Below are 20,507 nucleotides of genomic sequence, written 5' to 3'. Positions count from 1 at the left end.
ATGACCCCTCGGGCGATGGTGCACGAGAAGTCGGCGGGTCCGACTTCCTGTGCATGCCTCGGCCGCCCGGTGGGTCTGCCGGGCGGCCGGAGCGGGGGCGGGGGTCAGGCCGCCGGTTGGCGGACGCGGTCCGGGTGGTGGGGCATCCGCCGGGCGGCGACGGCGCCGAGCGCGACGACGGCGATGGCGAGGAGGGCCGCCAGGCCGATCAGGAGTCGCACGGGCCGTCCTCGGGCTTCGCGTGCTCGCGAAGGAGAGTGAGGAGGTTGAGGACGGTGCTGGCCGGCGCGTTGCCGAAGCGGACGAGGACGCGGCCGTCCACGACGCTGTCCGTGGTGGCGGACGGCCAGAGCAGGCCGAACTCGCGCCCTCGCTCCTGGAGTTCGGCGATCAGGTAGGCGACCTCCGGTTCGGTGTAGGTGCGCATCAGCGAGTCGTCCGGCTCGATCGGCCGGCCGTCGGCGGCGGTCACGCGGCGGAGTCCAGCTCGAACCAGACCGACTTTCCGCGCTCCCGGGGGTCCGCGCCGAAGCGGTTGGTGAGCGAGCGGACGAGGCAGAGACCCCGCCCGGAGAGGGCGTAGGGGTCGGGGCCCGCCGAGCCGTCCCGCTGAACCGGGAGAGCAGGGCTCGCGTCGCTGACGGAGACCCGGAGGACCCCGTCGAGCACCACGATCACGACCATCGGCGCCGGACTGCCCCCATGGCGCCACGCATTGACGAAGAGTTCGAGCAGGGCGAGCTCCGCGTCGGCGACCAGGTCGGGCCTCCACCCGGCGCGCGCCATGGCCACGCGCAACTCCTCGCGCGAGGCCGACCAGTCAGGGGGGATTTCGAGGGGGAACACGAAGGGACCTCCGTGGGGTGAAGTGAATCTTCCATCGCCGCATATCGACAGGCGCGTCTCATGGAACGGCGAGATCACGGATCGGCCCCTACTCAGAGCGCGCGACCCGCTACGCTCAGCATGCAGCCTGTGCGACCCCTAAGGCAACTCACTCTCAGAAGCTCGCAAATTTGCAAATCGAACCTGAATTCGGTGCCTTTGAAGGGCAGTTGTCGGTGGCGCTGCCACACGTCGCACAGGCAGACTGGTCAACTGGTAACTCAGGAGGGGACAAGATGGCAGTCTCGACCGTTCGCCGGCGGAGGCTCGGCGGCGTGCTGCGGAAGCTACGCGAGGAGCGGAGGCTCACCGCCGAGGTGGTGGCGGATGCCACGGGGATGAGCCAGGCCAAACTCACCCGAATCGAGACCGCCCACACCGCAGCCAAAGTCGAGGACGTCAACAAGCTCCTCGACTACTACGGATGTGACGACGAGGACTACCGGGCGGGACTGATCGCCATCACGAAGGACGGTAGCAAGCGCGGTTGGTGGCTGAGCTACCGCGATGTCATCAACTCCACCGCAACCGACCTGATCCTCCTGGAAGCCGATGCCACCACGTACAAGACGTACGAACCGACCTTGATCCCAGGACTCTTCCAGACGCCCGAATACGCGCGCATCGTCATCGATCGGCTGCGCATTCGGTCCGGCGGTTCCGTCGAGGACCTGGTCCAGGTTCGAATGGCACGCCAGTCCATCCTGACGCGACCGAACCCCGTGCAGGTATGGGCCGTCATCCATGAGGCGGCCCTCTGCTCGAACGCCAACCGCCCTGAGATCATGGTCCCCCAACTGGACAGGTTGCTGACGCTCAGCAGCCTGTCCAACATCAACATCCAGGTCATGCCGATCGGTGCGGCGGTCCATCCCGGAATGACGGGAGCGTTCGCACTCATGGGATTCCCGCAGCGGAAGGACCTCGATGTCGTGCTGGTCGAAGGACTGTTGAGCAGTCTGTGGGTCGAGGACCCAGCCGACGTAGAGCTCTACCGCTCGAAGTTTCAAGAGATCACAGCAGAAGCCATGTCCGTCGACTCCTCGCTCGCCTACATCACCGCACAGAGAGACAAGATCAAGTGACCCAACCGACCTTCAAGAAGTCCAGTTACAGCGCAGGAGACGACAACTGCGTCGAGGTTGCCATCCCTGGTGGTCCGGTCTCCTACATCCGTGACTCGAAGGACCCCAATGGTCCCGCCCTGGCCATCGACCGCGCCGCCCACACCGCCTTCATCTCCGCAGTCGCCACCGGCGAGTTCGACCTCGGGCTCCTCTGAACAGTCCCTCTGAGCGGTGGCTCGTCCGATCCGGACGAGGCACCGCTTTCTCATGCCCTCTCCCCCACCGCCTGAGCCAGGGCGTCGGTCAGCCACAGGTGGGCGGCGCCCGGTGTGGCCGGGTCGCCGCCGGCCTCGGCGACGAGGCGCCAGTAGCGCCGCATCCGGGGGTCGCGGTCGGCGGCCACGTGGGCCAGTAGTCCGCGTCGGAAGGGCGGGGTGTCGGTGCCGCCGCGTGCCTCGGCGTGGGCCGTGACGAACCGGTCGAGTTCGGGGCCCTCGCGGGGCGGCTCGCCCGTCCCCACCATGGGGCGGGCCAGCGCGCAGGCCTCGCCGATCCCGGCCAGCAGGCCGATCTCGTCGGCGACCAGTTCGGCGTTGGCCCGTCCCATGGCGAGCAGGAGGCGGGCCAGTTCCCGGTCCCCGGCCAGGGCGAACAGTTCGGCGTAGGCGACCACCTGCGCCGGGGACGGGTCGGCGGGCGGCTCGGGGACGGCGGCGGTCACGAACGCGGCGAGCATCGCCTCCGACACCGGCGTGGTGAGCGCTCGCCGCCAGAAGTCGGTCAGCGCGTCGTGGGCGGCGCGGCCGTTCTGCGCGGCCGCCAGCAGGTCCAGCCGTACGGCCCGTTCGGCCGGTCCGGTCTCCTCGACGGCGCGCAGCGAGGCCCGCCGCCAGGCCAGATCGGCCAACTGGACGTCGAGCGCTGCCCGTTCGGCGGCCACCGCCTCCGACACCGTGTGCTCGCCGACCAGCACCCGCCTGATCGAGGGCAGCCCGAGGCCCAGCCCGCGCAGCCGCCGGACCAGGGCGAGCCGTTCCACGGCGGCCCGGTCGAACCTGCGGTGCCCGCCCGTACTGCGCAGCGAGTCGACGATGCCCTCGTCGCAGTAGAACCGGACGGTCCGCACCGGCAGGCCGGTCAGCCGGGCCAGCTCACCGATCCCCAAGGTCTCATCGGGCAAGGGCACTTGAACCTCCACCGGACTGGAGCTCCTACGGTACCGGCGTCACCCCGAGAGAGGAGTTGTCGTCATGACGTCGACGCTGGACCCCGTACGGCTCGTGGAGGGCCTGCGCGCACAGACCGCCGCCTTCGCCCGCGCGGTCGCCGGGCAGGCCCCGGAGGCCCCGGTGCCCACCTGCCCCGGCTGGTCGCTGCGCACCCTCGTCGGACACCTCGGCGAGGAACACCGGTGGGCGGCCGAACTCGTCCGCACGGGCCAGCCGTTGCCCGCACCCGACCCGGCCCGGGCCGACCCCGGGCCCTCGGCCGGTTGGGCCGACTGGCTGCACGAAGGCGCGGAGGACCTGATCCATGCGGTCCGGAACGCCGGCCCGGACGCCCCCGTCCACACCTTCCTCGGGCCACGCCCGGCCGCGTTCTGCCTGCGCCGGATGGTGAGCGACACCTGTGTCCACCACTACGACGCGGCCGCGGCGACCGGCACCGCCTTCGACCTCCCCGACGACCTCGCGGCCGACAGCGTCAGCGAGACCCTGGATCTCCTCACCACACCCGCCCTGGCGGCCGCCCGCCCGGACCTCGCCCGACTCCCCGGCCACGGACAGCGGATCGGCCTGCGGCCACGCACCGCGGAGGGCTGGGTGATCACCCGGGCGCCCGAGGCCCCGCGCTGGGAACGAGGTCCGGTCGAAGCCGACGTGGTGGTGTCCGGGAGCACCCCCGATCTCCTCCTCGTCCTCTCCCGCCGCCTTCCCGCGACGGACGACCGGGTGACGGTCACCGGCGACCACGCCCTCCTGCACCACTGGCTGGCCCACACCGCACTCTGAGAGAGCAAGCCCGCCCGCGCCCCGCCGGGCCGGACCGTCCGCCGACAGCCCGGCCCGGCCGGCTCCCCGAGGCCTCCTCCCCCGGAGGCCTCGGGTGCGGTGGCCGTCTGCCCCGTTCCGCCCGGTTCATTCCTCTTCGTCCTACCGGCCGCCCGTACCGCCCACACCGCCCGCACCGCCCGAACCACCCGCACCCGCCGCCCCGCGCAGCGTCACCCCGAAGTGGGTGCGGAGCCGCCGGACCTCCCACCAGGCGACGGCCGTGACCGTCGCCGGGCCGCCGACGACGGCGGCCAGCTCGACGGGCAGCGGGCCGGGCGGCAGGCCACCGAACAGCAGGCCGATCACGGCGAGTTCCCACACCAGGACGCCCGTCAGCACCGGCGGGAAGACGGCGTGCACCCGGTCCAGGGTGAAGGCCGTACGGACCACCGTCGGCGAGGCGAAGGCCACGAACATCAGCGCCCAGATCGGCGCGGCCAGGACCAGTATGTCGAACAGGTTTCCGACCAGCAGCACCTGCACCATTCCCCGCGCCTGGGCGGCGAGCCAGAGCAGCACCGGCACCGCCGTGCAGGCGCCGACGTACTGCAGCGCCATCAGCACCGCCGGGCGGACCTGTGCCCGCATGGCCGGCCGCGCCGCGGGGCCGGCGAGCCGGAACAGCACCCCGACCACGGCCGGGGCCGTCACCAGGACCAGCCAGGGCGTGATCGTCAGCCGGAGCTGGAACTGGTCGTTGGCCTCGCTCCAGTCGTCCGGCGTCCCGTAGACCGCGAGGACCGCGAAGCCCGCCGCGAGCGCCAGCCAGCCCCGGATCCGCTGCACCCGCAGCACCACGTGGTCGGTGATTCCGCGCGGCCCGGGCACGACGAACACCCGGCGGGCCAGCCGTCGCGCCGAGCGCGCCATCGGGTAGAGCCCGAGGAAGAGCAGGAACGGCCAGAGGCAGAAGAGCAGCGGCAGCAGCACGCAGCCGCGGATCGCGCCGCGCGCCGGTGCCAGCAACTCCCGCAGCGTGGGCCACTCCTCGCCCCGGAAGCGCTGCCACAGCGGGACCCGGCGCCCGTACCCATGGCCGTACCCGTACCCCTGCCCGTACCCCCGCTGCTGGTACGGGTTCTGCTCTCCGTAGGTCACGCCAAGATCCTCACGCGGTCGCCCCCCGTCGACCGGACACCCGGTCAACTCCCGAACGCCGCACCCTACTGCCGCACACCCACACTTCGTCCACTCCCCACCGGCCCGCCACCGCGCTACGGCAGCGGGACCGCCGGGAAGGTGCCGGCCGGGACGCCGGAGAGGGCGCCGTCCATGGCGTCGCGCCAGATCGGGCCGGCCAGGGTGCCGCCGAAGGCCTGGCCCACCACCTTGCCGCCGATGCGCTGGCCGTCCAGCGGCTTGGGGTTGTCGGTGTCGCTGACGACGGTGGCGCCGGCCATCTCCGGGGTGTAGCCGACGAACCAGACCTGGCGGCTCTCGTTGGTGGTGCCGGTCTTGCCCGCGCTGTCGCGGCCGTCGAGGCCGGCCGCCTTGCCGGTGCCGTCCTCGACCACGCCCTTGAGCATCGCGGTGACGGTGTCGGCGGTGTTCGCGGACATCACGGAGGAGCAGCCGGCCTGCGGCAGGGCCAGCTGCTTGCCGTCGGGGCCGGTGATCGAGGTGACGGCGGTCGGCGCGCAGTAGGTGCCGTGGGCGGCGAAGGCCGCGTAGACGCTCGCCATCGCCAGCGGGGTCAGGTCGTTGCTGCCGAGCGTCATCGACGGCACGACCTGGAGCTTCTCGCCGCCCGCCTGCTCGGTGATGCCGAGCTTGTTGGCCATCTGGGCGACGCCGCAGAGGCCGGTGTCGGCCTCCAGCTTCGCGAAGTAGGTGTTGACCGACTGCGCCATGGCCGTCTTCATGGTGAACTGGCCGGTGAGGGTGGGGCTGTCGTTGTGCACCTGCCCGGACGAGGGGAACTTGGCGCCCGAGCAGTCCTTCATCGCCGGCCACGGGATGCTGTAGTCGGTGGTGTAACTCTGGCTCGGCGTGAGGCCGTTCTCCAGGGCCGCCGCGGCGACGATCGGCTTGAACGTCGAGCCGGTCGGGAAGCCGAGCCCGCCGCCCATGGCCTTGGTGACGTTGTAGTTGATCTGGGTCTGGTGCTGCTTGTCGTCGACGCCGTACGGGCGGCTCTGGCCCATCGCGAGGATCTTGCCGGTGCCGGGCTCGACGATGCTCATCGCGGTCGCCGCCTGGTCGCCGGCGTTCACGTGGTCGGTGACCGAACTGTACAGCGCGGCCTGCGCCTTGGGGTCGAGCGTGGTGTGGATCTGCAGCCCGCCGCGCTTCCAGACCGCCTGCCGCTCGGCCGCCGACTTCCCGAACGCCGGGTCGGTGAGCACCACCTTGCGCACGTAGTCGCAGAAGAACCCCTCGCCCTGCTTGGCCAGGATGCAACCCTGCTGCGGCGCCTGGACGTTCAGGCCCAGCGGGGTCGCGATGGCCTGCTGGGCCTGCTCCTTGGTGATGTGCCCGTACTCGGCCATCTTGCGCAGCACGGTGTCCCGCCGCTCCTTGGCCGCGGTCGGGTTGACCACCGGGTCGTAGCCGCTGGGCGACTGCACCAGGCCGGCCAGCATCGCGGCCTGCGGCAGGGTGAGGTCCTTGGCGTGGACGCCGAAGTAGCGCCGCGCGGCGGACTCGATGCCGTACGCCTTCTCCCCGAAGAAGGTGATGTTCAGGTAGTTGGTGAGGATCTGGTCCTTGCCGAGGGTCTCCTCGACCTTGATCGCGTACTTCAGTTCCTGGATCTTGCGGCCGACGGTCTGCCGCTGCGCCTCCGCGACCTTCTGCGGGTCCTCCCCGGCCTCGTCGACGAAGACGTTCTTCACGTACTGCTGGGTCAGCGTGGACGCGCCCTGGGTGGTGCCCGAGGAGGCGTTCTTGTCCACGGCGCGCAGCACGCCCTTGAGGTCGATCGCGCCGTGCTCGTAGAAGCGGTTGTCCTCGATGTCCACCAGCGCGGTCTTCACCAGCGGGGATATCTGGTCGGCGGGGACGACGGTGCGGTCGCGGTCGTACACGGTGGCGATCGTGCCGCCCTGCGCGTCCAGGATCGTGGAGGCCTGCGAGAGCGCCGGCGTCTTGAAGTCGTCGGGCAGGCTCTGGAAGTCGTCCGCCGCCGACTGGGCACCCAGCCCGGCCGCCGCCACCGCCGGCAGCGCGATCCCCGCCGCCACCACACCGGCCACCACGCTGATCCCGATCAGCCGCAGCCCGTGCCCGAACTTCCGCATACCCGTCCCCGCCCGCTTCTCTGCCATGGGAGGGACCCTACGTGCACGTCATGAGGAACTCGTCAGAGAACCGGCACCGCTCTGTCACAGCTCTGCGACAGCCCGGGAAGGCATCGGCATGATCGGAAGGGTGCAGAATCCGGCCCTGAATCGGCTCACTCCGGCCATGATCATGTCCACTTTCGATCAGACTCGCCGGGAGGAGACGGAACCGGTGGTTCGCCTGTGCGTGGCCGTCGGCCGGTTGCATCATGAGGGCATGGTGAACTTCCCTGACGACGTTCCTGGGTACCTCTCCATCAGGATGGCCGCCCCCGACGGCCCGGTGGCGGAGATCACGGAGATCGAGGCGCAGGCGGCGCGCGAGAGGTACCCGCGGATCCTGTCGGCCGGCGGCCCGGTCTTCGGTGTCGCCCGCGAGCGGCCCGAAGGCGGCTGGGAGCTGTGCACCTCCATGGTCGAATGCGAACCGCAGTCCGCCCGCGAGGACATGGGCGCGATCTGCCGCCGGCGGGCCGCCGAGGCGGAGACGGCCGGCGACACCGAGGCGCAGCAGGCGTACCTGGCCGTGGCCGAGCGGTTGGAGTGGGAGAAGATCGACGAGGTCGAAGTCGACGTCCGCTACCGCGTGGTACGGGCTGAGCGGTACATCAACAGCGGTTCCGACGGCCCGGAACCGCCGCGCTCCAGCGACCCCGACGACCACGAGGAGCGGGATCTCGGCGACGCCCTGGACCCGGCCGCCGGCTTCGTGATGGACCCCGCCCTGCCGACCGGGGTGTCCACGGGCATCCTCAAGGCCGACCTCCTCCAACTGGTGCCTCTCGAAGGCAGTTTCCCGCCCGACGTCCGCGCGGACGCGCTGCGCTCGGACGTGACCCACCCGGGCGTCGTGCTGCTGCCCGCCGCCTTCACCGTCGCGGAGCGGGTCGGCGGCCAGTGGCGCCCCACCGGCATCATGGACGCGCCCACGCCCTTCCGCGCCAAGGACATCCTGTCGATGCGGCTGCGCGTGACCGACCCGGTCGAGCGCCGGCTGACCCCTCGGCAACGGGCCCGCTACGCCGAGGCGGCGGACCGGCTCGACGCCGAGAAGGGCTGCGAACTCACCGTCGAGGAACGCTTCCTGCGGATCATCCGGGTGGAACGGGCCGTCCGGTTCGGCCCGGACGGGCCCGAAGGACCGCGCCCCTCCGACCAGGACCCCGAGGACCCGATCATGGTGCTGGACCAGAAGCTGCGCGCCCGGGGCATCGACCCGGACGAGGACGCCCCGATCGAACTCAACGAGTCCGCACAGGAGTTCCAGCGCCTCTTCGAGGCCGAGATGGCCCGCCGCGGCAAGCCGCTCCCGCGCCCCGCGGACGACGAGGCGTGACGCCTACAGGAGCGCGGCCGTGATGGGCTGACACCCCGGACCCCGGCCGGCGTACGGCCGACCGGGGTCCGGGGCGGGGATTCGGGGTGGTGGTTCGGGCAGGTCAGTGCTGCAGGGTGAGGACGCCCGGCGTCCACGGCAGCTGGTCGTAGGGACCGGTCGCGGTCGGCGACTTGCCCTGGTAGAGGAACTGCAGGTTGCAGGGGTCGATGGTCATGGTCTGGTCGGGGTTGTTGCGGACCAGGTCGCCGTGGCTGATGTCGTTGGTCCAGCCGGCTCCGCTGTTGGCCTTGCCCGCGAAGGGGCTGGCCTCGCTCGCGGCCTGCGGGGTCCAGGAGCCGTTGAGGCTGGTGGCGGTGAAGGAACGGAAGTAGCGTCCGCCGGAGCCCTGCGCCTCGACGATCATGAGGTACTGGTTCTGGCCCTTGACCTTGTAGACCTGCGGGGCCTCGAAGAGGTTGGCGGTCGTGTCGGTCATGACGGTCGTGTAGGAGGATCCGAAGCTGCTGGGGAAGTTCCCGATCGGCATGCTCGCCCGGTAGATGCTGCCGTTGTCACCGGCGAAGAACAGGTACATGTTCTGGTCGTCGGCGATCAGGGTCTGGTCGATCGGCCCGGTGCTGGACTTGGGGATGGAGCCGGTGAACAGCGGCTGCGGCGCGGACCAGCCGTTGGGGTTGGTCGGGTCGGTCGAGGTGCGGTAGATGAACGGCCACTGGCCCCACTGGTACGCCAGCACCCAGATGTTCTTGGGCGCGAAGTAGAACAGCGTCGGCGCCGTCGCCGCCTGCCCCATACCGGTCTGCCCGGCCGACGCCATGTCCGACCAGTTCGTGAACGGGCTGAACATCATCGAACCGTACGACGACCCCGACACGTTCGACGCGTAGACCAGGTGCTTGCCGTTGTACACCACGTCCGTGAAGTCCTTCACCGACGCCCAGCCGTTCGCCGGCTTCGCCAGTGAGCCGGTCGAGGACCACCGGTACGTCGAGGGAAGGGCGCACGTGCCGCCCGGGGCGGGCGCGGTCGGGGTCGGCGCCGGGGTGGACGCGCCCGTCGACCGGAGGGTCCAGTGCTGGTTGGCGGCGCCCCAGGAGTCCCAGATCTGGACGGGGATGCCGTTGGCGCTCTGGTTGCCGGGCGTCTCCAGGGCCTTGCCGGTGGCGACGTTGGTGAGGGTGAAGGAGCCGTCGCCGTTGCGGGCGGCCTTCCAGTGCTGGTTGGCGCCGCCGTTGTTGTCCCAGACCAGCACCTTCGTGCCGTTGGCGGCCTGGCCGGCCGGATCGTCCAGGACCCGCCCGCTGGCGATGTTGGTGAAGGTGAAGGAGCCGTCGCCGTTCTTGGTGGCCCGCCACTGCTGGTTGGTGGCGCCGCTGGTGTCCCAGACCTGGAGCGGGGTGCCGTTGCCGTTCTGTCCGGCGGGCTCGTCGAGGACGCGTCCGGCGGCGCCCATCGCGGAGAGCGTGTAGACGGTGCCGGAGTTGACGGCGCCGTCCGGCGCGCTGCCGCCGGCGCCGCCGACGGTGGAGAGGACGGCGTTGTAGGCGGGCTTCTTGTTGCCGTTGCCGTCGAACAGCAGCGGGTTCTCGCCACCGCGCCAGGAGTCGCTGTCGCGGATGCCCCACAGGGTGATGCCGGTGCAGCGGGCGACGTTGAGGCAGGCCTGGACGGCGCTGGTGTAGGCGGTGGGGGCCGCCTGGGCGATGTCGAGCTCGGTGAGCTGGACGTCGACGCCGAGCGCGGCGAAGCTGGACAGCGTGGTCTGGAAGCTGGCCGGGGGGCCGCCGGCGCCGAAGTGGCTCTGGAAGCCGACGCAGTCGATGGGCACGCCGCGGGCCTTGAAGTCCTTGACCATGGAGTAGACGCCCTGGGTCTTGGCGTCCGTCCAGTTCTCGATGTTGTAGTCGTTGTAGCAGAGCTTGGCCGAGGAGTCGACGCCCCTGGCAGTGCGGAAGGCCTCCTCGATGAAGCCGTTGCCCAGCACGTCCTGGAACACCGAGCTGCGGTGCTGGCCGCTGCCGCCGTCGGCGAACGCCTCGTTGACCACGTCCCAGGCGTAGATCTTGCCCTTGTAGTGGGCCATCTCCTGGGTGATGTGGTTGTTCATCACACCGCGCAGGGTGGTGGCGTCCTTGACGGAACGGACCCAGTCGGGCAGCTGGGAGTGCCAGACCAGGGTGTGGCCGCGCATCTTCTGGCCGTGCGCGGAGGCATGGCTGACGATCGAATCGGCCGGGCCGAAGTTGAACGACCCGCGGGACGGCTCGGTGCTGTCCCACTTCATCTCGTTCTCCGGGGTGATCATGTTGAACTCCCGGTCGAGGATGCCCGAGTAGGCCGGGTCCCCGAGCCTGCCCGTGGCCACCGCCGTGCCGAAGTAGCGGCCGCTGCCGGCCGCCGCCGCACCCAGCGTGGTCGGCGCGCTGGAGTTCGACGTGAACGCGGCCTGGGCGACCAGCGGCACGGCGGCGCCCACGGCGGCGATGGCCACGGCGACGGCGATCACCCGGCGGGTGGGCGGACGACGGCGATGAGCACGGTTCTGATCTGACAACGGTTGTCCCTCCGAAGCAGGTGGGCCTCGATCTCGGCCCCGGCTGACTGCTGGTTGCCGCCGCGCACGGAAAGGTTGCCGTGATCCGAAAAAAATCTGCGGGGAGCCGGTGAGGACGGTGCGCGGTCCCGTCACACCGCGGCGGGGCCGCAGGCAGTCGTGCCTGCGGCCCCGCCCGGGTATCGGAATCAGGAAGGGTCGCCGTACTGGAGACCGCGTCCGTTGGTGCCGATGTAGACGCGGCCGTAGGTGTCGGGGTCACCGGTGATGATGCGCGAGCCGGCGAAGTTGCCCCACTGGTGCGCGTCATCGTTGATCCGGACCCAGCTCGCGCCCTGGTCGGTGGAGCGGAAGACGCCGGCGACGCCCTTGACGGTGCCGATCAGGTACAGCGCCTGGTACGAGGTGCCGGGTGCGGCCTTGCCGAAGCCGACGGCGGAGGCGGACTCCACCGAGGACAGCTTGCTGAAGCTGCGGCCGCCGTCGGTGGAGTGCAGCAGACCCGTGCCGTCGCCGGCGAGCCACAGGTCGCCCGCGATGCCGGGGACGGCGCTGAGCTTACCGCCCGGCAGGTTGCCGGAGCGGGCGGTGAAGTTCGCGCCGCCGTCGGTGCTGGCGTAGAGCCTGCCGTTGCTCAGCGAGTAGAAGGTGTTGGCCGAAGACCGGTCGGCGACGACCACGGCATCGTTGCCGAGGCCGTTGACCCTCGACCAGCTCGCGCCCCGGTCGGTGGAGCGGTACGGGGCCTGGCCGGCCTCTGCCCAGACGAAGCTGGAGCCGTCCGCCGCGATCGCGATGTGGCCGCTGTCCGCGTCGGGCACCGGCTCGCCCTTGAAGCCGTTCCAGGTGTGGCCGCCGTCGGTGGAGAGGGCGCCGTCCTGCTTGCCGCCCCGGCCGACCCGGACCACCAGCGAGGGGTTGGACTGGGCGAAGTCGACGGAGGTGCTGTTGTAGATCTCCGGGTTGACCAGCCGCCCGGACGGCTCCTTCTTCAGGTCGTCGTACACGAAGCCGCCCTGGTCGCCCAGCGAGGTGATGAGGGCGGCGGCGCCGGGCGGGGAGACCGCGTCGTAGTACGCCGTCTCCTCCAGCCCACGGGCTCCGATGAACCAGTGGCTGGTGCCGCCGTTGTCGGTCGCGTTGGCGTCCTTGCTGGCCCAGATGCCGTTGCCGGTGCCGTACATCACGTGCCCGGAGTCGAACGGGTCGATGCTCAGCGCGGTCATCCAGTGCCCGATCCCGGTGCCGAGGTACGGGGCGATGGAGGCGTCCCGCACGGACCTGTCGGACTGGGTCTTCCAGGACGCACCGCCGTCGGTGGAGCGGTAGACCTCGTCCTGCGGCCACCAGCGGTCCAGCGTGGTGACCATCACCGTGGACGGCTTCTGCGGGTCGACGGCCAGACCGGCGAACCCGTAGCCGCCCTGCGACGGCGAGATGTTCTTCCACGCCCCGCCGTTCGGCGCGTACTTCCACACCGCGCCCGCCGTCACGTTGTTGGGGCCGGGGTTGTTGGAGTACGTCACGTACAGCGAGCCGTCACCGGAGAGCACGCCGTGCTGCGGCACGTAACCGGTGGGCTGTCCGGCGACGGCCTGCCAGGTGCTGCCGCCGTCGGTGGAGCGGTACAGGCTGGTGGACTTGTCGGCGACGCCGACGTAGACCGTGTTGCTGCCGGCCGGGCCGTACGTCACGAAGGAGACGCCGGTGCCGAAGCTCGCGCCGTCCTTGACCGGGAACGAGGAGACCTGGTTCCAGGTCTGGCCGTGGTCGGTGCTGCGCCACAGGCCGTTCTTGCGGGTGCCCAGCAGCAGGGTGTCGTGGTTCGCGGGGTCGATCACCAGCCGCTCGCCCGCCCCGCGGCCGTCCTCGTTGCCGCCCAGCTTGAACGGCAGGTCGGTGCGCTGGAACGTGCGGCCCCGGTCGGAGGAGCGCAGGATCGCGCCGTTGCCGGCCCAGTCGTTGGTGTAGGTGCCGGCCGCGAGGTAGAGCCGGTCGGGGTCGACCGGGTCGGTGGCCAACGACTCGATGCCCAGCAGGTTCCAGTCCTTCTCGCCGACCCAGTCGGTGAGCGGTGTCCACTGCTCGGCCCCGGTGTCCCAGCGGTACGCGCCGCCCATGTCGGTGCGCGCGTACAGCAGGCCCTTCTCCTTCTGGTTGAAGACCAGCCCGGTGACGTAACCGCCGCCCGCCACCGGGGCGTTCTGCCACACGTACGATCCGGACCCGGTCTGCGCGCCGCCGCTGCCCTCAGCCACCTTCACCAGCTTCCACTGCTGGTTGGCACCGCCCCACCCGGACCACTGGATGATCTGCGCGCCCCGGTCCGTGGAGTTGCCCGTGACGTCCAGGACCCGACCGCTCTTGCGGGAGGTGAAGGTGACGGCGTCGGAGCCGCCGACACCGTCGACCTTCCACTGCTGGGAGGCGGCGGAGCGGTCCGTCTGCTGCTCGGCGGCGGCCCCCTGGGAGGTCGAGTCGCCCGCTATGCCCAGAACCTTGCCGCTGTTGCGGTTCACCAGCTCGTAGTAGCCGTCGCCGGTGGACCGCAGCTTCCACTGCTGGTTGGGGGTGTTCTGGTCGGTCCACTGCTGGATCCGGGTGCCCTCGGCGGTGGAGAAGGCGTTGACGTCCAGCACCTGGCCGCTGCGGACGGAGACCAGCCGGTAGTAGGCACCGGCGTCGACCGTCGCGGCCTGCGAGTCCTCGTGCGTGAACAGGTACGACACGGCGGCCAGCGGCACGGCGGCCAGCACGGCGGTGGCGCTCCAGCGACGGCGGTGACGCCCGCGGCGTCCGCCGTTCGTGGGGTTGCTCATGGGTAGACGATCTCCTTGCGAGCCGATCACGAGAGAAGAGCGGATCCGCCCACCGGTACCGGCCGGATCCACCCCCTTGTGGTCGCAGGAGCCGCGAAGGTTGCCGCGCGCCGAGAACTTTCCTTCAGGTCACGCCGACCAGCCCCCGGAGTGACCTCCGCCCCGCCGAGGCCTCACCCGGTGCGGGAGGCCCGTCCGGCCGGCGCCCGGTCAGCGCTCGCGCCCGCGGGGCTTCAGCGGGAGTGCGGGGAGTTCGGGGGCGGGCAGGCGGTCGCCGGCGTAGCCGTGGACCTCGCCGAAGCGGGTGCCGGCCGTCCAGTCCGCGCGGGCCCGGGCGATGTCCTCCGTCGAGCGGCCGATGAAGTTCCACCACATGACGATCTTCTCGTCGAAGAGTTCCCCGCCGAGGAGGAGGACGGCGGCGTCGGTGCGGGCGTGCAGGGGGAGGTGGGGGCGGCCGCAGCCGAGGTAGAGCATGGAGCCGGGTTCGACGGGGACGCCGTCGACGTCGACGCGGCCGGACATGGCGAGGACGGCGTACTCGAAGTCGGGGACGAGGGGGAGCCGCAGGTCCGCGCCCTCGGTGAGGGCGAGGTCGGCGCCGACGAGGGGGGTGTGGGTGGTGCCGGGTGAGGTGGCGGTGTCCAGGGCGCCGAGGATGACGGTGGCGCGCAGACCGGGGGCGGTGACCACGGGCAGGTCGGGGTGGTGCTCGAAGGCGGGGGCGGTGTTCCGGTGCGCGTCCGGGAGGGCCACCCAGAGCTGGGCGCCGTGCAGGTGGCGGGCGTGCGGGCGGGGGGACTCCTCGGAGTGGGAGATCGCCCGGCCGGAGGTCATCAGGCCCAGCTCGTACGGCCGGACGGTCTGCAGGCTGCCGAGGCTGTCGCGGTGCAGCACTTCGCCCTCGTGCAGCCAGCTGACCGTCTGCAGGCCCATGTGCGGGTGCGGCGGGACCTGCATGCCGGGCTGGTCGGCGATGTCGTCCGGACCGTAGTGGTCGACGAAGCACCAGGCGCCGACCATCCGGCGGCCGAGGTTGGGGAGCAGGCGGCGGACCACCGTGCTCTCGCCGAGCTGGACGTGACGCGGCGTCAGCAGGTCCTTCACCGGGCCGCCGCCGGCCTCGCGGCCGCAGACGGTCGGGGTGGGCTTGAGGTCGAGGTTGCTCATCGCGGTTCCACCACCGTACGAGGGGGGCCGGGCGCGGAGGGGCCCGTCGTGACCGATCATCCGGCACGGTCCGACGTTCCTCCACCCGCACCCGGCCATCCGGCGGTCAGGCGGTGAAAGGGCGGTGGAGCGGTGAAAGGCTGGTGGGGCGACAGGTGGCGGGCGCCTCAGTGGCCGCAGGCCCACCAGGCGTCCGCCGAGGCCTGGTCGGCGAGGTCCCGGAGCTTGCGGACGGCCTCCGCCGGGTCCTCGGCCCCGTAGACGGCCGAGCCGGCCACGAAGACGTCCGCGCCGGCCTCGGCGCAGCGCTCGATGGTGCTCGCGGAGACGCCGCCGTCCACCTGCAGCCACAGCTCCAGGTCGTGCTTGGCGATCAGCTCCCGGGTGCGGCGGATCTTGGGCAGCATGATGTCGAGGAACGCCTGGCCGCCGAAGCCGGGCTCGACGGTCATGATCAGCAGCATGTCGAGCTCGGGCAGCAGGTCCTCGTAGGGCTCGATCGGCGTGCCCGGCTTGAGCGCCATCGAGGCCCGGGCGCCCTTGGCGCGGATCTCGCGGGCGAGCCGGACGGGCGCGGCGGCGGCCTCGACGTGGAAGGTGACCGAGCCTGCGCCGGCCTCGACGTACTGGGGGGCCCAGCGGTCCGGGTCCTCGATCATCAGGTGGAGGTCGAGCGGGATGTCGGTGGCGCGGGCCAGCGACTCGACGACCGGGACGCCCAGGGTCAGGTTGGGTACGAAGTGGTTGTCCATGACGTCCACGTGCAGCCAGTCGGAACCCCGGACGGCCTCGGCCTCGTCGGCGAGCCGGGCGAAGTCCGCGGACAGGATGCTGGGGTTGATCTGGGCCATGACCGACTACCTTCACACGAGGGCTGGTGGCGCCCCGGGAGCGGGCGCCTCGCCCCATCATCTCGCGCCGCGTGCCGCCGGCCGCACACCGCGACCCGCCCGTGACGGGCATCACAGCGCGCCGGGGATTACCGGGGCCTCCGCCGTGGTCATCAGCCATTGAAGCGGTCCGCGCGCCCGCCCGAGCGGTCCGAGCCACGGGCCGCCGCGGCACCCGCCGGGCCGTCCGACCAGCCGAGCTCCCGCACCCACCCGGAGCTCCGTCCGAGAAGGGGCCCCCGATGGCCGATCTCGTCCACCCCGCCCGCGCGCTGTGGTGGCTCTTCGAGCCGGTGCACGCCGTCAGCTACTTCCAGCCCGAGGGGCGCGCCGCCTTCGAGGAGGCCGGGCTGCACGGCCGCCTGCGGAGCTACTTCGCCAACCGTTCGGCCCCGCTCGGCGCGGTGGACGCGGCGCCGGTGGTCGCCGCGTTCTTCAACTTCGCCCCGGCGATGGTCGAACGCGCCCTGCCGGAGGTGTGGACGCTCGCGAGCCCGGAGGAGGCGCTGACCGCCCGGCTGAAGGGCGCGTCGGCGACGCTGGCCCGGCTGCTGGAGCACGTGGACCCGGCCCAGGTCGAACTGGTCGCGGACGCCCTGGAGCAGGCCGCGTCCCGACTGGACTGCGCCGGCCGGGTGCTGGCCGCGGCCAACGCCGCGCTCCCCCGGCCGAGCGGCCTGTACGAGCGGCTCTGGCAGGCCGCCACCGTGATGCGCGAGCACCGCGGGGACGGCCACGTGGCCGCACTGGTGGCGGCCGGCCTGGACGGCTGCGAGGCCCTGGTGGTCCGCTGCGCGATGGACATGCGGCGCGAGGCGATACAGCCGCTGCGCGGCTGGACGGACACCGAGTGGGAGGCGGCGGCGGAACGCCTGGTCGAGCGCGGCTGGCTGACCGAGCGGGGCACGGTCACCGAGCTCGGGCGGATCGGCCACCAGGCCCTGGAGGCCGCCACCGACCTGGCCGCCACCCGGGTCTGGGACGACTACCCGCGCGCCGAACTCGACCGGCTGGCGGCGGCGTTGAAGCCGATCTCGGCGCTCTGTCGCAGCCAGCTGCCGATCAACCCGGCGGGGCTGCCCGACAACCCGTAGGCCGGCAACCCGTAGACCGCCTGCCCGGGCGGGCCCTACGTCCCGGGCGGGCCCTACGTCCCGGGCGGGCCCAGGACGATCCCCCGCCCGGCGTAGAACGCCCCGAACGACCGCCACGGCACCCGCGCGAAGGCCTGCGACTCCCCCGGGAACCCGGACGGGTTGTGGATCACCAGCGCGGTGTCCGTGGCGCCCACCGCCAGCACCAGGTGGCCGCCACGCCGCACCGGCTCCGGCCCGGCCGGCTCCCGGATCGACGGGTGCACCGAGAGCATCACCAGCCGCCCGCCGACCACCTCGGCCGACACCTCCTCGGGCGTCAACTCCCGTGCCCGCGCCGCCAGTCCCCAGCGCCGCCGGACGTACTCGGCGAACGGCACGTGGATCAGCCCGCGCAGGCTCTCACCGTCCCGCACGTACGCGCCGGCCGCCGTGCACTCGCCGGCGAGCGCCATCGCCGTCGGCGTCACGCCCCACCAGTGCTCCAACGCCATCCGCAGGCAGGCCACTCCGCACAGCCGCCACGACCACCAGGCGTACTCCTCCGGGTCGGCCGCCCCGGACTGCCCCCACCGGGGGTCGGCGGCCGCGTCCAGCCGCCCGTCGACGATCTCCCGTACGAGCTCGGGCGACTCCCACTGCGCCCGGTACGGCACCTCGTGCACCACCCGCGCCGGCCGCGCGGCGCTGCCCAGATCCACCATCCCCCGACGCTCTCACGCCGGGGCGACCGTCCGACTCACGACACTCTTGAGTATCCGTACTCAGGCACCCGACCTGCGGCTTTCCGTAGCGTGGGCACGCCGCGGACAGCGCGGCCGAGTCCATGGGAGGCAGCGGTGGCGAAGGTCGTTCCGGCGGTGGTGGGAGTGCTGGCCGTGCTGGCGGCGGGCGCGCTGGTCCTCATCGCGCCGTGGCTCTACCTGGCGGCCACCATGGGCCCGGACTCGCCCGACTCGCCGCCCGCCGGCTACGCGCCGTCCTCCACCTACGCGCCGGCCGTACCCGCCGTGCCGTCCCCCACGACCGCCTCGCCGTCCCGCTTCCCGGCGCCGCTGGAGTCCCCCGCCCCGCCGGTCTCGCTCGACCGGTAGGCCAGCCGCTGGGCCGCGCGCCGGCCGCGCTGCTCCACCGGGATCGCGCCGGTGGCGCCGGCCAGGCCGAACGGCGGCATGTCGAAGTAGATCGACTCGTACCCGCCCTCCGGCACGACGTACGTCTCGTGCCAGAGCCCGACGTGACCGCGGATCCGGCCCTCCCGCATCTTGCGGTTGGCGATGCCCCACACGGTGTGGTGGAAGCCGTCCGGCGCGCTCGCGTAGCCGTACAGCTTCTCCTTCGACTCCCAGTACTGGACGACGTAGTAGGTGCGCGGCGAGGCGGTGAGCAGGATCCGGCCGAGGAGGCCGCGCTCGGGCGACCGGCGCAGCTCGTACAGCATCCGGAACATCGCGAACATCACCGGGCCCCAGTGGTGCACGGCCCAGAACCGGTTGATCCGCATGCCGATCAGCAGCACCACGGTGTCGCCGGTGGCGGCGGCGGTGGTGTAGCCCCGCAGCGGCTTGGCGAAAAAGGGCATCCGTGCCTCCCCGTACCCGCACCCCATGTAATCGGTGATTACATCAGCGCGCGTCGACCCGGTCAAGGCTCGTCACAGCCCCAATCCGACTACTGCGCGGGCCGGTTGGCGATCCCCTGCCCGAAGGTGTCGAGCACCTGCGCGGCCAGCTCCTCCGCCTTCTCGGCGGGCAGGTAGCCGTCCACGATCATCTGCGCCAGCCCGTACACCAGCGCCTGCCCGGCCAGGGCGACCAGCGCCGGATCCCCGGGGCGCAGCCGGCCCGCCTCCTGGTCGACGACGACCACGTCCGTCAACGCCCGGTCGATCCCGTCCAGTTGCGCCCGCAGCTCCGGCTCCCGCACCGCGGCGAACACCCGCGAACGCACCAGCTCGAACCGCCGCGGGTGGCGCACCGCGTACCGGACGAACCCCAGCCCGACCGCCCGCATCACCGAGCCGCCGTCCGGCCCGGCGGCCGCCACCTGCGCCTCCTGCCAGCCCACGAAGTCCGCCAGCACCCGGTCCGCCAAGGCCGTCAACAGCGCCTGCCGGTCGGCGAAGTGGCGGAACGGCGCCCCGGCCGACACCCCGGCCCGCCGGGCCACCTCCCGAACGCTGACCTTCTCCGGCCCCTGCTCGTCCAACACCTCGAACGCCGCCGCCACCAAGGCCTCCGGCAGCGCCCCGTGATGGTACGCCCGCCGCTCCCGCGTCTCGCTCATGTCTGCCTTGCTACCACAGCCGGTCGGCCCCGCCCCCATCCACCGGGGGCGGGGCCGGGGCCTCCCGCCGCTTACCAGGCGTAGTCCTCCGGGGCGGGCTGGTGGCCCGGGAAGAGTTCGTCGAGGCGGTCGAGGGTCTTCCGGTCGAGTTCGAGGTCGAGGGCGGCGAGGGCGGCGTCGAGGTGGGCCGGGGTGCGGGGGCCGATGATGGGGGCGGTGACGGCCGGGCGGGAGAGCAGCCAGGCGAGTGCGAGGTCGGCGGGGTCGGTGCCGAGTTCGTCGGCGAAGTCCTCGTACGCCTGGATGCGGTCGCGGTGCTCGGCGAGGAGCTCGGAGGCGTGGCCCAGGGCGCTGCGGCCGCGGGTGCCCTCGCGCTCCTTGCGCAGGACGCCGCCGAGCAGGCCGCTGCGCAGTGGGGACCAGGGGAGGAGACCGAGGCCGTAGTGCTGGAGGGCGGGGATGACCTCCAGCTCGACGGCACGGTCGAGCAGGTTGTAGAGGGACTGCTCGCTGACCAGGCCGAGGAAGTGGCGGGATCGGGCGGCCTCCTGGGCCTGGGCGATGTGCCAGCCGGCGAAGTTGCTGGAGCCGACGTAGACGATCTTGCCCTGGGCGACCAGGACCTCCATCGCCTGCCAGATCTCCTCCCAGGGCGTGGCCCGGTCGATGTGGTGCATCTGGTAGAGGTCGATGTGGTCGGTCTGCAGCCGGCGCAGGCTCGCCTCGACGGCCTTGCGGATGGCGAGCGCGGAGAGCTTGCCGTCGTTGGGCCAGTCGCCCATGTCGGCGTAGGCCTTGGTGGCGAGGACGGTGCGCTCGCGGCGGCCGCCGCCCTGGGCGAACCAGCGGCCGATGATCTCCTCGGTGCGGCCCTTGAGGTTGCCGTCGGCGTCGCGGCCGTAGGCGTTGGCGGTGTCGAAGAAGTTGATGCCGCGGTCGTGGGCGGTGTCCATGAGGCGGTGGGCGTCGGCCTCTTCGGTGTGCGGGCCGAAGTTCATGGTGCCGAGGCAGAGGCGGGAGACGGTCAGGCCGGTGCGGCCGAGGTGGGTGTACTCCATGGCGCCCCAC

18 protein-coding genes are annotated in these 20,507 nt (G+C 71.9%); 5 read left to right on the top strand and 13 right to left on the bottom strand.

The annotated features are described in order from the left end of the window. Positions 1–208: 208 nt before the first annotated feature. A complete protein-coding gene (locus IE332_RS16960) occupies positions 209–472 on the bottom strand; it encodes a hypothetical protein (RefSeq protein ID WP_189916899.1) in 264 nt (87 codons plus the stop codon). After that, positions 469–846: an ATP-binding protein gene (locus tag IE332_RS16955; RefSeq protein WP_268256578.1), complete on the bottom strand. Its 378-nt coding sequence runs from the start codon at positions 844–846 to the stop codon at positions 469–471. The genes IE332_RS16960 and IE332_RS16955 overlap by 4 nt, the downstream gene beginning before the upstream one ends. 275 nt (positions 847–1,121) lie before the next feature. On the opposite strand from IE332_RS16955, the gene IE332_RS16950 reads away from it, so the two are divergent. Beyond that, positions 1,122–1,970: a helix-turn-helix domain-containing protein gene (locus IE332_RS16950; protein WP_189916895.1), complete on the top strand. Its 849-nt coding sequence runs from the start codon at positions 1,122–1,124 to the stop codon at positions 1,968–1,970. Further along, on the top strand, positions 1,967–2,167 hold the full coding sequence (locus IE332_RS16945) for a DUF397 domain-containing protein (protein ID WP_189916893.1): 201 nt from the start codon (positions 1,967–1,969) through the stop codon (positions 2,165–2,167). The genes IE332_RS16950 and IE332_RS16945 overlap by 4 nt, the downstream gene beginning before the upstream one ends. Positions 2,168–2,217: 50 nt before the next feature. On the opposite strand, the gene IE332_RS16940 is transcribed toward IE332_RS16945, so the two are convergent. Continuing rightward, complete coding sequence (locus IE332_RS16940) at positions 2,218–3,138, bottom strand: MerR family transcriptional regulator (protein WP_229928661.1); 921 nt, start codon at positions 3,136–3,138, stop codon at positions 2,218–2,220. A gap of 64 nt (positions 3,139–3,202) precedes the next feature. Between IE332_RS16940 and IE332_RS16935 the strand changes: the two genes are divergently transcribed. Continuing rightward, the gene (locus tag IE332_RS16935; protein WP_229928660.1) at positions 3,203–3,964 is read left to right on the top strand and encodes a maleylpyruvate isomerase family mycothiol-dependent enzyme; all 762 of its coding nucleotides are present in this window, start codon (positions 3,203–3,205) and stop codon (positions 3,962–3,964) included. A 141-nt stretch (positions 3,965–4,105) separates the two neighbouring features. On the opposite strand, the gene IE332_RS16930 is transcribed toward IE332_RS16935, so the two are convergent. Together IE332_RS16930 and IE332_RS16925 are read right to left on the bottom strand one after the other, a co-directional pair. Then, entirely contained in the window at positions 4,106–5,104 is a 999-nt protein-coding gene (locus IE332_RS16930; protein ID WP_229928659.1) for a hypothetical protein, read from the bottom strand. Positions 5,105–5,220: 116 nt separating this feature from the next. Beyond that, positions 5,221–7,272, bottom strand: a complete 2,052-nt coding sequence (locus tag IE332_RS16925; RefSeq protein WP_189916891.1) for a transglycosylase domain-containing protein — start codon at positions 7,270–7,272, stop codon at positions 5,221–5,223. 232 nt (positions 7,273–7,504) lie between these two features. On the opposite strand from IE332_RS16925, the gene IE332_RS16920 reads away from it, so the two are divergent. Next, positions 7,505–8,623, top strand: coding sequence for a DUF5954 family protein (locus IE332_RS16920; protein WP_189916883.1), 1,119 nt, complete (start codon positions 7,505–7,507; stop codon positions 8,621–8,623). 103 nt (positions 8,624–8,726) lie between these two features. Here the strand turns inward: IE332_RS16920 and IE332_RS16915 are convergent, their stop codons facing one another. The 4 genes from IE332_RS16915 to rpe form a co-directional block, all read right to left on the bottom strand. After that, positions 8,727–11,180, bottom strand: coding sequence for a non-reducing end alpha-L-arabinofuranosidase family hydrolase (locus IE332_RS16915; RefSeq protein ID WP_373313747.1), 2,454 nt, complete (start codon positions 11,178–11,180; stop codon positions 8,727–8,729). 188 nt (positions 11,181–11,368) lie between these two features. Beyond that, a complete protein-coding gene (locus IE332_RS16910) occupies positions 11,369–13,999 on the bottom strand; it encodes an RICIN domain-containing protein (protein ID WP_189916881.1) in 2,631 nt (876 codons plus the stop codon). A gap of 210 nt (positions 14,000–14,209) precedes the next feature. After that, entirely contained in the window at positions 14,210–15,169 is a 960-nt protein-coding gene (locus tag IE332_RS16905; RefSeq protein WP_189916879.1) for a pirin family protein, read from the bottom strand. Positions 15,170–15,336: 167 nt separating this feature from the next. Continuing rightward, positions 15,337–16,020 (bottom strand): ribulose-phosphate 3-epimerase, encoded by a 684-nt coding sequence (rpe, locus tag IE332_RS16900; RefSeq protein WP_189916876.1) that lies wholly within the window; start codon positions 16,018–16,020, stop codon positions 15,337–15,339. A 281-nt stretch (positions 16,021–16,301) separates the two neighbouring features. Between rpe and IE332_RS16895 the strand changes: the two genes are divergently transcribed. Further along, positions 16,302–17,153 carry an SCO6745 family protein gene (locus IE332_RS16895; RefSeq protein ID WP_189916874.1) on the top strand — a complete coding sequence of 284 codons (852 nt, stop codon included), beginning with the start codon at positions 16,302–16,304 and terminating at the stop codon, positions 17,151–17,153. 53 nt (positions 17,154–17,206) lie between these two features. Here the strand turns inward: IE332_RS16895 and IE332_RS16890 are convergent, their stop codons facing one another. The 4 genes from IE332_RS16890 to IE332_RS16875 all read right to left on the bottom strand — a co-directional run bounded on the left by IE332_RS16890 (position 17,207) and on the right by IE332_RS16875 (position 20,497). After that, positions 17,207–17,857: a cysteine peptidase family C39 domain-containing protein gene (locus tag IE332_RS16890; protein WP_189916872.1), complete on the bottom strand. Its 651-nt coding sequence runs from the start codon at positions 17,855–17,857 to the stop codon at positions 17,207–17,209. Positions 17,858–18,141: 284 nt separating this feature from the next. Beyond that, positions 18,142–18,735 (bottom strand): DUF4188 domain-containing protein, encoded by a 594-nt coding sequence (locus IE332_RS16885; RefSeq protein ID WP_189916870.1) that lies wholly within the window; start codon positions 18,733–18,735, stop codon positions 18,142–18,144. An 89-nt stretch (positions 18,736–18,824) separates the two neighbouring features. Then, the gene (locus IE332_RS16880) at positions 18,825–19,439 is read right to left on the bottom strand and encodes a TetR/AcrR family transcriptional regulator (protein ID WP_189916868.1); all 615 of its coding nucleotides are present in this window, start codon (positions 19,437–19,439) and stop codon (positions 18,825–18,827) included. 71 nt (positions 19,440–19,510) lie between these two features. After that, complete coding sequence (locus tag IE332_RS16875; protein ID WP_189916866.1) at positions 19,511–20,497, bottom strand: aldo/keto reductase; 987 nt, start codon at positions 20,495–20,497, stop codon at positions 19,511–19,513. Positions 20,498–20,507: the final 10 nt, after the last annotated feature.

This window comes from Kitasatospora xanthocidica (assembly GCF_014656195.1).
GTDB lineage: Bacteria > Actinomycetota > Actinomycetes > Streptomycetales > Streptomycetaceae > Kitasatospora > Kitasatospora xanthocidica.
The sequence above is the reverse complement of the archived record's forward strand: the minus strand, read 5'-3'. Positions and strand labels throughout refer to the sequence as shown.